We start from the raw sequence: 12,116 nt of genomic DNA on the forward strand, positions 1-12,116 counted from the left end.
TCTATGCACAGCGCGACGTGCTCGATATGGTCGCGTGAAATGAAGCTATAGGTCTCCGGTAAACCCGGGGCGATTCACATACCATTCGTGAAAAGTTTCTGGCCCAGCAAACCAGAAGCGCGCACCCCGGAAACGTTCCGGTACTTCGCGCAGATGGCAGCAGTATCTCGAAACGGGTTTGAAGAGGCGTTCGCCTGTTTCAGAAATCACCTAGGACAGACAACTAATTTTAGCTATCTGCTCAACCTTTTGAACGACGGTGTACTCGCCGCTGACCATCCTAGCGAAATACTGGCGGTATTGAACGCCTCAATCCCTCAAGATGTTCCTTTTTTGTATGGCGGCTTGGGTCCTTTGTTGGCCACTATCCAAGACGCCGATCCTGCCCTGTTAAATCACCCACAGTTCATTCGGCTCAACGTCCTGTCGCAGCAACACGAAAACTAGGACGTAGGAAAGCAGCCATTAGGAGCGATAGCAGCGAATGACCGATTTTCGCCGAACGTGGCGAACACTAAGCACGCGTAGCGCATGTCTGTGTCCGGTAAGTGTGGGCCATTCGTTCCAATACACTGACGCATAGAGGGCAAACTGGCATCTAACGCTCAGGCGCATTGATTGCCGATCAGGTCCCAAGCGGCGGGCAAATGATACCCATATGATACCCAAGCAATTCTGGCCAAGTAACCGGCTGCCAAAATACTGTTCGTAACTATTTGTTATTTATATGTAAAAATGGTGCCCGGGGGCGGAATCGAACCACCGACACGAGGATTTTCAATCCACTGCTCTACCCCTGAGCTACCCGGGCATGGGAGAAGGCTAGGCCTTCGGGTGGATGCCTTCTAGGCGAGCGCGGGCGGGGTGTCCAGAGGGTATCAGCAAAAATCAATGGGGTTTTTGCAGCTCTTGTTCCAGCGCATCAAGCGCCTCGTCCAGATCGGCGGGATCGGTCGAAGGCACAGCATACTCGCCCGCGAACCATTTGCCCAGATCAACATCCGCGCAGCGCCGCGAACAGAAGGGACGATAGCTGGGGTCGGTCTTTTTCTGGCAGATCGGGCAGGTCATCTGAGCAGGTCCGCCAGTGGCAGGCGGTCGCGTTTGCGCTGCAATTCGTAGTGCCCCAAGGGGGTCCAGCCAGCGAGGGCGGTTTCGGTCGCATCTTGCCGGAAGGCGGCGCGCAGGGCGGCTTCAAAGGTGCGGCGATCCTTCTTGGGCATCGGCGCGAGATCAAGGGTGATCTGCCCTCCGAGTCCCCGCAGACGCAACTGACGCGGCAAGTCACGGGCCATCGCGATATTGGCCTTGATCCCTGCCGCGAGGCTGGCATCGCCACCGGTGTTCACATCCACCGCGACAAGCGCGCGGGTGGGTTCTATGTAAAACGACCCGCCCCCGGTCAGCGGCACCAACGGATCATGCAACGCGTCGATTTGATCGAGCACGCCGGTTGCCGCAAAGGAACCGGGGTCGGTGACGACATCGGCAGGCGCCGCCCAATCGCGCCACGCGAGGCTGTGGGGACCGTCGCCTTCGGTCAGGGTCTCGGGCTCTGCGCCGGCCGCATCGGCCAGAACGGCCTCGGCCAGATCACGCATGGCGCGAATATCCTCTGCGATATCAGCGGCTTCGGCACTTTCACACGAGGAGCGCAAGATCAGGCCCATCGCAGTTTCTTCCATCTCTGCATGGGCGATTTCCAGAAGAGAATCACGCAAATCCTCATCCTTGATCGAGCGGGAGACATTGAGCCCCGGCGCGTCAGGCGTGATGATGGCGTAGCGGCTCTTGAAGAGAAGTTTGGTCGTCACGGGCAGGGCCTTGCCCGGCTCGGCATAGCCCGTGACCTGCACGAGCAGCGGCTGACCTGGGGCCAAGCCTTTGATCTGACGCAGGAAAGCGGAGCCATCGGGCGTGCGCAGGAACATGCCCCCCTGGCCTTTGACGGGCCGGTCGGCGATGGCGCGATAAATGGCGCCGGGGCGAGGCTGATCCGAGTCAATCAGGAGGTCATCCAGCCGCCCGCCCACCAGCAGGGCTGCGGCCTCGGCACCGTTCAGATGATCGAGCGCGATGGTGCGGGGGGTCATTGGATGTCCTTCCAGAGAGGGTAGCCAGCGGCGCGCAAGAGGCCCGCAGTTTCGGTCAGGGGCAGGCCGACGACGGCGGTGAAAGATCCCTGAATCCAAGGAATTAGCGCACCTGCGGGGCCCTGAATACCATACCCGCCCGCCTTGCCCTGCCAGTCGTTGGTGGCGAGATAGGCGTTGAGCTCCTCATCCGAGAGGCGCTTCATCTGCACGTTGGTCACGACGTCACGCTCCCATATCCGCGCCCCGCGCCGAACCGCCACAGCGGTGATCACGCGGTGCCGCCGCCCGGACAGGGCGAGCAGAAATTGTGCAGCCTCTCCAACGTCTTGTGGTTTACCAAGGATGCGACGGCCAAGCGCCACGGTGGTATCGGCGCAGAGCACGATTTCGCCCTCCTCCGCCGCAACAGCCCATGCCTTTTGCTGCGCCATGCGGGCACAATAGGGGCGGGGCAATTCGCCCTTGGCTGGGGTTTCGTCAATTTCCGGCGGACGGATCTCATCCGCCACAACGCCAATCTGCGCCAACAGATCGCGACGGCGCGGGCTGCCGGATCCGAGGATCAGTTTCATTCCAGCTTTGCCTCATCTTGCATCGCGGCCGCGCGCTCTCGCAGGCGCACACCCAAAGAAAATGCCGCAACATTCCACACCGCCCTTGCATGCGGATCATTCATTTCCTGAGCTAATTCATGCACATAAGAGACCGCCTCTTTGGAGGCTGCCCGAAATGCCTGAACATACTCGGGGCTGCGCGCCAAGCTTACTTGAAGCGATAGTTGATCCGACCCTTGGTCAGATCGTAAGGTGTCATTTCCACCTGAACTTTGTCGCCCGCGAGAACGCGGATGCGGTTCTTGCGCATTTTTCCTGCCGTATGTGCGATGATCTCATGGCCGTTTTCAAGCTCGACCCTGAATGTCGCGTTGGGCAGGAGTTCCTTGACGACACCGGGAAATTCGAGCGTGTCTTCCTTGGCCATGGTCTCTCCTTGCTGTAGCATTCCACCAAATTGCGGAACGCGCTAGTAAATGCGCCTGTTTTGCGCGGTTTTCAAGGGTCTATTCATCGCAGGCGTTCAGATGTGACCGTTTCATCGCGTCCCAGTTGGTCGTCCCAGTGACGGCGGTTGAGCACAACGCCGTCCGCGCGGACATGCGCGACACGCTCCAGATCGACCTCTGCATAGGTCCAGCCGGGGCGGTTGAGGGTGCCTTCGGCGAGGACGCCCGTGGCGGGAAATCCTGTATCTGGGGGGCCAAAGACACCCCCCATACCACAATTGGTATCCACTGCCGGGGACCACTCTGCACTGCCGACAATTGAGGCCATCACGGTCACGCATTGCATCTCAAGCGCGCGGGCCATAGCGCCGATGCGAACGCGCGAGTAGCCGGTCAAAGCCTCTGTGCAGGAGGGCACGAGGATCAGGTCGGCATCAGCCAAAGCCTTGCCCAGCAAAGGAAATTCGCTGTCGTAACAGATCAGGACACCGATTTTGCCAAGGCTTGTATCAAAAAGGCGCAGCGGTCCACCGGCGGCGACGTGCCATTCCTCACGCTCAAACCGGGTCATGATCTGCTTGTCCTGCGCGGCCCGTGCCCCGGTGGGGGTAAAGAGCATGGCGCGGTTGACCGGACGCGCCCCAAGATCCGGGTCGAACACCGGGGCGGATGCGCCCAGAATGTGCAAACCATGCTTGGTCGCAAGCTCGGCGTGAAGGTCGTAAGCATCTGACATTACGCTAGAAACCGCGTGCAAAGAGCGCTCGAGATCCCCCGCTGCGTCAGACCCTGCGAGCATCGCCAGTTCCATCGCGCCGTATTCGGGAAAGACCGCAAGATCAGCCCCCTGCCCCGCCGCATCAGCCACCCAATCAGTGAGTTTGCGACGGTAGTCGTCCCACGAACCAAGGGCATCGAGCGGATAGGCGGCGGTGGCAATTTTCATGGGCGGCGCTCCGGGTTGAGGTCTGTGTAAGGTTTGTAAGGTCATTGCGGTGATTTTGTAAGGTCCGGGATCAGGCCGCGCGCCCGGTGCAACGATTTATTAATCCCCGCCTGACAGGGTGCCTCATCGGTCAGGATATGAGGCGGGCGATGTATGACGAGATGGCGATTCACCGGGTTCGGATCGAACTGCGCCATGTGGTGGATCATCTGGCAACGGGCGGGTCGCGGGTAATGGTACTGCGCAACGGGGTGCCGGTAGCCGGGATCGTGGCGGTGAGCGATCTGCTGGGTCTGGAAAAGGCGGACCAAGGGCGAATGGAGTATCACGAACATATGTCACAGGCAAAGCTGCGGGAGATGCAATGGCTGAAGTCAGGATTGGATGCCGCGCGACAGGAGGTCAAGGCGCGGATTGACCGGCACGGTACCAGGCGATGAGGCTGGCGCGCTCGGCCGGTTCCATCCATGTAAGATTTGCGGGAGGCATCGCATGCGTAAGCCCAGCCTGCAGGTAGAGCGCGCGGGCCTGACGGGCAAGGTCTGCCGGGGTCTCGAGAATCACGCCCTTGGGGGCATGCGACAGGCCCGGCCAGACCGGTGTAGCGGCGTGGCACATGGAACAGCGCAGGGCGACGATCTCTTGCACAATGTGAAAACCGGGAACCTCTGTCAGCCGGGTCTGAGCCACCGACAGGCCGGGCGCCGGGGTTTTGGCGGCGGCACCGGAACTGTCCTCGACGGCAGGGGACAAGGCACCAAGCGAAGAGAGCCAGATGATGGTGGCAAAGATCAGGGCGGTGGCCCCCCAAGTCCACCATGGTGGCCCGCGACGCGCATGCAGCGTGTTAAAGAAATGCCGGATGGTAACGCCCATCAGAAACACCAGCGCTGCGATGATCCAGTTGTAGGTCGTGGCAAAGGCCAGAGGGTAATGGGTCGACAGCATCAGGAAGACGACCGGCAAGGTGAGGTAATTGTTGTGGGTCGAACGCAGCTTGGCGATCTGGCCATATCTCGCCTCGGGGGTGCGCCCGGCGCGCAGATCCGCCACCACGATGCGTTGATTGGGCATGATGATGAGAAACACATTGGCCGTCATGATCGTGGCAGTGAAGGCCCCCAGATGCAGCATCATCGCGCGCCCGGTAAAGACCTGCGTATAGGCCCAGCCCATGGCGATCAGCATCCCCCACAGCAGCAGCATGAGCAAGGTCGGGCGCGCCGCAAGTCCGGATTTGCAGAGCCGGTCGTAAACCAGCCAGCCGATGGCCAGCGAGCCCGCAGATACAGCGATCCCCTGGATCAGGCTGAGGGGGCTGTCAGGGGCGAGCAGGTAAAGCTCGGCGGAGACCCAGTAAACCAGCATGAGCAGGGCAGCCCCGGACAGCCATGTGGCGTAACTCTCCCATTTGAACCAGGTGAGATGTGCAGGCATTTGCGCAGGCGCCACAAGATATTTGCGGATATGGTAAAAGCCACCGCCATGTACCTGCCATTCCTCGCCATGCGCGCCCTCGGGCAGGTCTGGCGCGCGGCGCAGGCCAAGATCAAGCGCGATGAAATAGAAGGACGTGCCGATCCACGCCATGGCGGTGATGACATGCAGCCAGCGGGCGGCAAAGCCTGCCCATTCGAGAAGGATCGCCGGGTCCGGCATCTGCGCGCGCTCCTTGAGATCAAAGGGGATCCGCGGACCAGTCTAGCGAATGCACCGGCCCTGTCCATGGGCGGACGCGTTCTGGGGGCTTGCCCGCCAGTTTTTGCAAATGTAGTCTCCAAGGAATGCGACTTTGCAAAATGGGTGGGCTCGAACCATGGCGACGCAAAAACTCTATGCCGGGGCCAAGCTGCGCGAGACGCGACAAAGGCTGGGTCTGACGCAAAAGGATTTCGCGGGCAAGCTGGGCGTGTCGCTGCCCTATCTCAACCAGATGGAGAACAACAACCGCCCCTTGAGCACGACGGTGGTTCTGGCGCTGGCGCAGGAATTCGGGTTCGATGTCACGGAACTGAGCACGGGCGATGCCGAACGGATGGTCAGCGACATGCGCGAGGCGCTGGCCGATCCAGTCTTTGGCGACGATCCGCCGCCGCTCGCCGATTTGCGGCTAACGGCATCGAATGCGCCAGCGCTGGCGCGGGCCTTTCTGGAGTTGCACAGCGCCTATCGTCAGACCCACGAACGGCTGGCCTCGCTGGACGAGGCTCTGGGGCGCGCGGATGCGCGCAGCCAGTCGAGCCCCTGGGATGAGGTCCGCGATTTCTTTCATTATTGCGACAATTATATAGATGCGGTGGATCACGCCGCCGAAAGCTTTGCCGAAGCCGGGGGCCGGCAGGGAATTTCCGAGGTGGCGGCCGCGCGGCTTGTGGCCTTGGGAATAAAGGTGGTCGAGGCGGATACGGCCAAGTTGCGCCATTACGACCGCGACGCCGGGGTATTGACGCTCTCGTCGCGTGCCGCCCCCGAATCCCGGCGCTTCCAACTCTTGCTGCAACTGGCCCTGATGACACAGGATCAACTGTTGGAGGCGACGCTGGATTTTGCCCGGTTTCAGTCCGAGGCGGCACGTTCCATCGCCAAGATCGGATTGGCAAATTATTTCGCCGGAGCAGCCTTGATGCCTTATGGCCGGTTTCTGGCCGCGGCACAGGAGGTGCGGCATGATCTGGAGATTCTGGCCAACCGGTTTGGCGCGTCGATCGAGCAGGTCTGTCACCGCCTCTCGACGCTGCAACGGCCCGGGGCCAAAGGCATACCGTTCTTTTTCGTGCGGGTCGATCAGGCGGGCACGATCACCAAGCGTCATTCGGCGACACGATTGCAATTCGCGCGGTTCGGTGGGGCCTGCCCGCTGTGGAATGTGCATCGCGCCTTTGAGACGCCGGGGCGGTTTTTGCGGCAATTGGCCGAGACCCCCGACGGCGTGCGTTACATCAGTCTGGCGCGCGACGTGAGCAAGCCAGGCGGTAGTTTCGGTGCGCCGGTGCGGCGGTTCGCGATAAGCCTTGGCTGCGAGGTGAAACATGCGGGTGATCTGGTCTATGCGGATGATCTGGATGTGAGCCATGCGCGGGCGTTCGAGCCGATCGGGATTTCCTGCCGGATTTGCGAACGCGCGGATTGTCATCAACGCTCGGTCCCGCCACTGGAACGGCGTTTGCAGGTGACACCGGACGAGCGTGGCGTGCTGCCCTATCGGGTGGGGTAGAGGCAACGCACAAGGCGATGGGCCAGACGGGGAGATTGGTCCGGCGCGGCGGTGCGTTCGTAGCATTCCGAAAGTCAGACACCGGTCATTCGCGCAATTTAGCCCGGAGCCTGCGCCTCAGCCGACGGAAGCCTGAAGGTCGAAGATCGGCAAGAGGACCGCCAGCACGATCACCAGCACAAGCGCACCGACGATCATCATCAAGAGCGGGTCGATCAGCGCCGAGACCCGCTTGCGTTCATTGGTGAGCCAGGTTTCCACCAGCACCGCCGCGCGTTCGGTCATGCGGCCAAGGCGGGCGGATTTTTCGCCTGCGTCAATGAGTTGGCGGCAGACGGGGGGAATGAGGCTCATCCGGGTGAGCCCCTGACTGAGGCTCTCGCCGGACCGCACGGCATCGGCCAGATCGAGCGCTTCGGCGCGAAAACGGCGGATCACCAGCACGTCGCTGGCAGAGGTAACCGCATCGACAACCGTCTGGCGGCTGGAAATCACCAGCGCCAGCGTGCGCAGATATTGTGCCGCCGCCGAGAGGCGCAGGAGGCGGCCGATAACCGGCAGCGAGAGGGCAATGCCATGCCAGCGGTCGCGCACGGACGGCACGCGCAGAGCAAAGACAAGGCCGGTGATGCTGGCGGCGATGCCGATGGCGAGGGCAATCCAATGCGCCTGAATCCAGTCGCTGATCGCCATGACGACCTGCGTGAGGGGTGGCAGTTCGCGGCCCGAGACCGCAAACATCGCGGCAATCTCGGGGGCGACGTTGACCATCAGGATGCCGCAGACCAAGAGCGACACGGCGGCGACAAAAGCCGGGTAAATCAAGGCAGTGGCCAGTTGCGCCCGGTCGGCGCCGACGGTTTCGAGATATTCGGCCAACCCTTCGAACACCGCCGCCACATCACCCGAAGTTTCACCCGCGCGCACCGCCGCGATATAGAAACGGGGAAACCCCGCATTGGCCTTGTCGAGCGAGACCGAAAGAGGCTGGCCGTCCAGCAGCGCCGCTTTGGCCTCGGCGGCGGCGGCCTCGATCACGGGCGAGGTGCCAGAGGCGCGGATGGTTTCGAGCGCCATTTCGGCGGAGAGGTCCGAGGACAAGAGCACCGCCATTTGGCGGGTAAAGACCGCGCGCATATCGGCATTGAGCCGGGTGCGGCGCCCGCGCGCAAGGGTGAGACCGCCCCCCTGACGCTTGGCGGTGATATCCTCGGCAAAGAGCCCCTGCCCGCGCAGGATGTCGGCGGCCTGTGCCTCGCTCTCGGCCACGAGGGTACCGCGCTTGCGCTGACCCTCGGCGTTGAACGCGGTATAGGCAAAGGCCCTCACAGCGCGTCGCCCACCACGCGCAGCGCCTCGGCGAGGCTGGTTTTTGCGGCGGTCACCTGATGCAAGGATTGGCCAAAGAGGGTTTGATCGGGGGCGAGCGCCACGCGCTTCATCTCCATCTCGGACTGGCCTTTGTCGATGGCTGCGCGCAGGGTCTCGGACACTTCGAGGATTTCGAACACGCCGACGCGGCCCGCATAACCGGTGCCGTTGCAGGTGGGACAGCCGACGGGATGGTGGATCACATCGGGGATCGTCATGCCGGCGGCGCGGAAATGCGCGGCCTCGTCCGGCGTAGGCGGTGCGGCGCGACGGCAGGTGGTGCAAAGCTGGCGAAGCAGGCGTTGCGCGATGACACCGCGCAGCGTGGCGGCGATGAGAAAATCGTCAAGCCCCAGATCGCGCAGGCGCACCACCGCACCGACAGAGCCATTGGCATGCAGCGAGGAAAACACCAGATGCCCGGTGAGTGACGCCTGAGCGGCGACGCTGGCGGTTTCCTGATCGCGGATCTCGCCCACGAGGATGATGTCGGGGTCCTGACGCAGCGCCGCGCGCAGACCGGCGGCAAAGGTCATACCGATTTCAGCGTTGATCTGGCTCTGGCTGATGCCGGGGAGGTCGTATTCAATGGGGTCTTCGGCGGTCAGGATATTGCGGATCTCGTCATTGGCGAGTTGCAGCAGTGAATAGAGCGTGGTGGTCTTGCCCGAGCCTGTGGGCCCGGTGGCGAGGATGATGCCATTGGGCCGCGCCGCCATGCGTTCCAGCACCTCGATCTGATCGGCGCGCAGGCCAAGCTGGTCAAGCGGCATGAGACCGGCGGAGCGATCAAGCACCCGCATCACCACCCGTTCGCCGTAATTTCCCGGCAGGGTCGAAACCCGCACATCAATGGCGCGACCGCCCAAGCGCAGCGAGATATGCCCATCCTGCGGCAGCCGGGTTTCGGAAATATCCAATCCTGCCATGACCTTGAGGCGCGACACCACGCGCCGCACCGGCAGATCCTGACGGTCGAGCACCGATTGCAACATGCCGTCCACCCGCATGCGGGCGCGCAACCCGGTTTCATGCGGCTCGACATGCAGGTCAGAGGCCCCGGCACGCACGGCGCGGCGCAAAAGCTGGTTGACGAGCTGGATTACCGGCGCTTCTTCGCCGTCTTCGAGCAGGTCGCGCGGGCCGCGCCCGCCGCCCGCCCCCTCTTCAAGATCGAAGGCAAGATCGTCTGTTCCCGCCTCGGAACTGCTGCCATCCTGATAGAGCACCGCCAGCCGGGCCTGAAACGCCTCTGCCGAGAGCGGCTCTGTCAAAAGCGGCTGGCCTGCGCGGCGGCGCGCCTCGCGCAGACCGAGCGCGGTGGCACCGGGACCGATCAGGAGCCGGTCCCCCTCGACCAGGATCTGTTGATCACGGGCAAGGGTGAAGGGCAGCAGCGGCGCAGTCATGATCTATCTGTCCGCGAATGTGAGGGCCGAAGGAAGGGGCGGAAAGCGCCGGGTCTGGGCCGCGCTGTCGATGAAATCAGCATCGAACGGCTGGTTAAGATTTGCCCCGTCGAAGGGGAAGCTGGAATCCGGCACACGCGGATAGGTGCCATCATCGACCGGGGCGATATAATCGGCCGCGCGCTTGGCCTCGCGCGCCAGACGCCGGGACAATTCGCGCGCCTCTTCGTCGCTGGACAGGATGCGCGGGCGCAGCATGACAAGCAGGATACGTTGATTTTCATTGGTGGAGCGCCCCTTGAACAACCGCCCGAAAAGCGGCAGTTCGCTCAGGCCCGGCACACGCTGATTGACCGAGCCGGAGCCATTTTCCAAAAGCCCGCCCAACATGATCACATGGCCGTCGCGCACCAGCACATTGGTTGACAATTCACGCTTGGACGTGATCTCGCCACCCGCCGCAGAGGCGGCTTGGGTGAGGTTGGACACCTCTTGGCTGATTTCCAGTCGCACCGTCTTGTCGCGGGTGATCTGTGGTGTGACGGTCAGCGTCAGGCCGACATCCTGACGCTGGATGGTCTGAAAGGGTTGGTTCGGCACGGCGCTATCACCCACGGTTGAAAAGCTGCCGGTCACGAAGGGCACGTTCTGTGCGACGATGATTTCAGCCTCACGGTTGTTGAGGGTGAGGATCGACGGGGTCGAGAGCAGTTTGGTCGAGCTTTTGGAGGCGAGCGCCGCGAGAAACCCGCCGATGCCGTTTTTGTCGAAGGCCGCAATAGAGCCGCCGGTGCCGCCGCCGGTGGGCGCATTGCCCGCCAAAACCGTGCTGACAAGGCTGGTGAGGGTGGGACGCCCCTGAAGCGCGAATTCGACACCGCCCACGGTCGCCCCGTCAATCACGCCACCAAACTGAAAGGAGAGATCGGAAAAACTCTCGACCGACAGCTCAAAGATCACCGCCTCGATCAAAACCTGATCGGGACGTTGATCAAGGCCCCGCACAGCGCCGGTGATGGAGTCGATCCGGTCTGTGGGGGCGGTGATGATAAGCGCGTTCTGTTGCTCTTCGGCGACGATTGTGATGCCACCGGGGACGGCGGTGGGCGCAGCCCCCTCAGCCGGGGCAGCGGGAGCGCCAAAGCTCTGACGGATAACATCGGCGAGATCGCCAGCATTGGCGTAATTGAGATGCACGACCTCTGTCGAGATGCTGCGCTGTGGTTTGTCGAGTTCGGCCACCACATCGCGCACACGATCACGGAATTCCGGAGTGCCTGAAACGATCAGCGCATTCGAGCGCGGGTCCGCAGAGAGGCTGGAGCCTTGCGGGGTGATGGCGAGCGCGGTGATCACGCTGAGCATCTCGGCGGCCTTGCCATTGCGCAGGGGGATGGTCTCGATGGAGTTGCGGCTGGGCGTGTCGAGCCGGTCAACCAGCTGAACGATGCGCTGAAAATTCTCGCGCCGGTCCGACAGGATCATCAGGCCGGATTCAGGCACGGTCGAAAGCACCGCCTCAGCCGGCAAAAGCGGGCGAATGACCTCTGCGATTTCGTCGACCGAGCTGTTGCGGACCGGAAAGACGCGGGTTTCATAATTGCCACCCAGCCGCGCGCGGGCGTCACCGGGCGCCAATTCGCGCGCAATATCTATGGGTACGATCCGATCGGTTTCCTCACCCTCTACAATGGTCAGGCGGTTGAGTTCGAGCACGTTGAGAAAAATCTCGTAAATGGCGGAGGGCGTGACCTGATTGGGGGCGACCACCGTCACACTGCCCTGAACCCGCTCATCCAGGATAAAGTTGCGCCCGGTCGATTGCGCGACGATCTGAACGAAATCGCGCAGGCTGGCGTCGCGCAGATCAAGCGAAACCTGGGCAAAAGACAGGCTAGGCAGGGCCAGCCACAACAGCACCAGAAGAGCAAAACGTTTAAAAAATTTCATGTTTATAATTCAGGACCATCATTGGGTGATATCTCCTGCCTCTTCATGACTGCCTCGGGCCATGCGCCGCTCTGACTGCCGGCTTGGGCCTATCTGGAAAGCCTACCCGATTTGATGCACCGTTTCC

The 12,116-nt window shown here is 62.1% G+C and carries 12 protein-coding genes and 1 tRNA gene; 3 read left to right on the top strand and 10 right to left on the bottom strand.

Translation table 11 applies throughout. The features are described 5' to 3' along the window. The first annotated feature begins 87 nt into the window (after window positions 1-87). Complete coding sequence (locus ACN0SW_RS02515; RefSeq protein ID WP_417726324.1) at window positions 88-447, top strand: hypothetical protein; 360 nt, start codon at window positions 88-90, stop codon at window positions 445-447. Between the two features lie 289 nt (window positions 448-736). Here ACN0SW_RS02515 and ACN0SW_RS02520 read toward each other — a convergent pair. From ACN0SW_RS02520 to ACN0SW_RS02545, 6 genes are all read right to left on the bottom strand, one after another. Further along, a tRNA-Phe gene (locus ACN0SW_RS02520) sits at window positions 737-811 on the bottom strand. 77 nt (window positions 812-888) lie between these two features. Then, window positions 889-1,071: a DNA gyrase inhibitor YacG gene (locus ACN0SW_RS02525; RefSeq protein WP_417726325.1), complete on the bottom strand. Its 183-nt coding sequence runs from the start codon at window positions 1,069-1,071 to the stop codon at window positions 889-891. Beyond that, window positions 1,068-2,093: a ribonuclease E/G gene (locus ACN0SW_RS02530; protein ID WP_417726326.1), complete on the bottom strand. Its 1,026-nt coding sequence runs from the start codon at window positions 2,091-2,093 to the stop codon at window positions 1,068-1,070. The genes ACN0SW_RS02525 and ACN0SW_RS02530 overlap by 4 nt, the downstream gene beginning before the upstream one ends. Continuing rightward, a complete protein-coding gene (locus tag ACN0SW_RS02535; protein ID WP_417726327.1) occupies window positions 2,090-2,668 on the bottom strand; it encodes a Maf family protein in 579 nt (192 codons plus the stop codon). The genes ACN0SW_RS02530 and ACN0SW_RS02535 overlap by 4 nt, the downstream gene beginning before the upstream one ends. A gap of 190 nt (window positions 2,669-2,858) precedes the next feature. After that, window positions 2,859-3,077, bottom strand: a complete 219-nt coding sequence (infA, locus tag ACN0SW_RS02540; RefSeq protein ID WP_005978431.1) for a translation initiation factor IF-1 — start codon at window positions 3,075-3,077, stop codon at window positions 2,859-2,861. Window positions 3,078-3,160: 83 nt separating this feature from the next. After that, on the bottom strand, window positions 3,161-4,045 hold the full coding sequence (locus ACN0SW_RS02545) for a carbon-nitrogen hydrolase family protein (protein ID WP_417726328.1): 885 nt from the start codon (window positions 4,043-4,045) through the stop codon (window positions 3,161-3,163). Window positions 4,046-4,194: 149 nt separating this feature from the next. Here ACN0SW_RS02545 and ACN0SW_RS02550 point away from each other — a divergent pair, with 149 nt between their 5' ends. Beyond that, on the top strand, window positions 4,195-4,485 hold the full coding sequence (locus ACN0SW_RS02550; protein ID WP_417726329.1) for a hypothetical protein: 291 nt from the start codon (window positions 4,195-4,197) through the stop codon (window positions 4,483-4,485). On the opposite strand, the gene ACN0SW_RS02555 is transcribed toward ACN0SW_RS02550, so the two are convergent. Next, window positions 4,448-5,704: a urate hydroxylase PuuD gene (locus tag ACN0SW_RS02555; RefSeq protein WP_417726330.1), complete on the bottom strand. Its 1,257-nt coding sequence runs from the start codon at window positions 5,702-5,704 to the stop codon at window positions 4,448-4,450. The two genes, ACN0SW_RS02550 and ACN0SW_RS02555, sit on opposite strands and share 38 nt — an antisense overlap. A gap of 157 nt (window positions 5,705-5,861) precedes the next feature. On the opposite strand from ACN0SW_RS02555, the gene ACN0SW_RS02560 reads away from it, so the two are divergent. Beyond that, window positions 5,862-7,259, top strand: coding sequence for a helix-turn-helix domain-containing protein (locus tag ACN0SW_RS02560; RefSeq protein WP_417726331.1), 1,398 nt, complete (start codon window positions 5,862-5,864; stop codon window positions 7,257-7,259). 117 nt (window positions 7,260-7,376) lie between these two features. Here the strand turns inward: ACN0SW_RS02560 and ACN0SW_RS02565 are convergent, their stop codons facing one another. Genes ACN0SW_RS02565 through gspD form a run of 3 tightly spaced genes read right to left on the bottom strand, consistent with a single transcriptional unit; the run spans window position 7,377 to window position 11,989 of the window. Beyond that, a complete protein-coding gene (locus ACN0SW_RS02565; protein ID WP_417726332.1) occupies window positions 7,377-8,588 on the bottom strand; it encodes a type II secretion system F family protein in 1,212 nt (403 codons plus the stop codon). Further along, entirely contained in the window at window positions 8,585-10,039 is a 1,455-nt protein-coding gene (locus ACN0SW_RS02570; protein ID WP_417726333.1) for a GspE/PulE family protein, read from the bottom strand. Before ACN0SW_RS02570 ends, ACN0SW_RS02565 begins: the two co-directional genes overlap by 4 nt. Before the next feature lie 3 nt (window positions 10,040-10,042). Further along, window positions 10,043-11,989, bottom strand: a complete 1,947-nt coding sequence (gene gspD / locus ACN0SW_RS02575) for a type II secretion system secretin GspD (protein ID WP_417726334.1) — start codon at window positions 11,987-11,989, stop codon at window positions 10,043-10,045. Window positions 11,990-12,116 lie beyond the last annotated feature (127 nt).

The sequence above is a fragment of the Roseovarius sp. genome (assembly GCF_048262375.1).
Classification (GTDB): Bacteria; Pseudomonadota; Alphaproteobacteria; order Rhodobacterales; family Rhodobacteraceae; genus Roseovarius.

Bases quoted from the DNA above. Each gene is read 5' to 3' on its own strand.
- ACN0SW_RS02525 (WP_417726325.1), bottom strand. From the start codon at position 1,071: ATGACCTGCCCGATCTGCCAGAAAAAGACCGACCCCAGCTATCGTCCC.
- ACN0SW_RS02530 (WP_417726326.1), bottom strand. From the start codon at position 2,093: ATGACCCCCCGCACCATCGCGCTCGATCATCTGAACGGTGCCGAGGCC.
- ACN0SW_RS02535 (WP_417726327.1), bottom strand. From the start codon at position 2,668: ATGAAACTGATCCTCGGATCCGGCAGCCCGCGCCGTCGCGATCTGTTG.
- infA (WP_005978431.1), bottom strand. From the start codon at position 3,077: ATGGCCAAGGAAGACACGCTCGAATTTCCCGGTGTCGTCAAGGAACTC.
- ACN0SW_RS02545 (WP_417726328.1), bottom strand. From the start codon at position 4,045: ATGAAAATTGCCACCGCCGCCTATCCGCTCGATGCCCTTGGTTCGTGG.
- ACN0SW_RS02550 (WP_417726329.1), top strand. From the start codon at position 4,195: ATGTATGACGAGATGGCGATTCACCGGGTTCGGATCGAACTGCGCCAT.
- ACN0SW_RS02555 (WP_417726330.1), bottom strand. From the start codon at position 5,704: ATGCCGGACCCGGCGATCCTTCTCGAATGGGCAGGCTTTGCCGCCCGC.
- ACN0SW_RS02560 (WP_417726331.1), top strand. From the start codon at position 5,862: ATGGCGACGCAAAAACTCTATGCCGGGGCCAAGCTGCGCGAGACGCGA.
- ACN0SW_RS02570 (WP_417726333.1), bottom strand. From the start codon at position 10,039: ATGACTGCGCCGCTGCTGCCCTTCACCCTTGCCCGTGATCAACAGATC.
- gspD (WP_417726334.1), bottom strand. From the start codon at position 11,989: ATGAAATTTTTTAAACGTTTTGCTCTTCTGGTGCTGTTGTGGCTGGCC.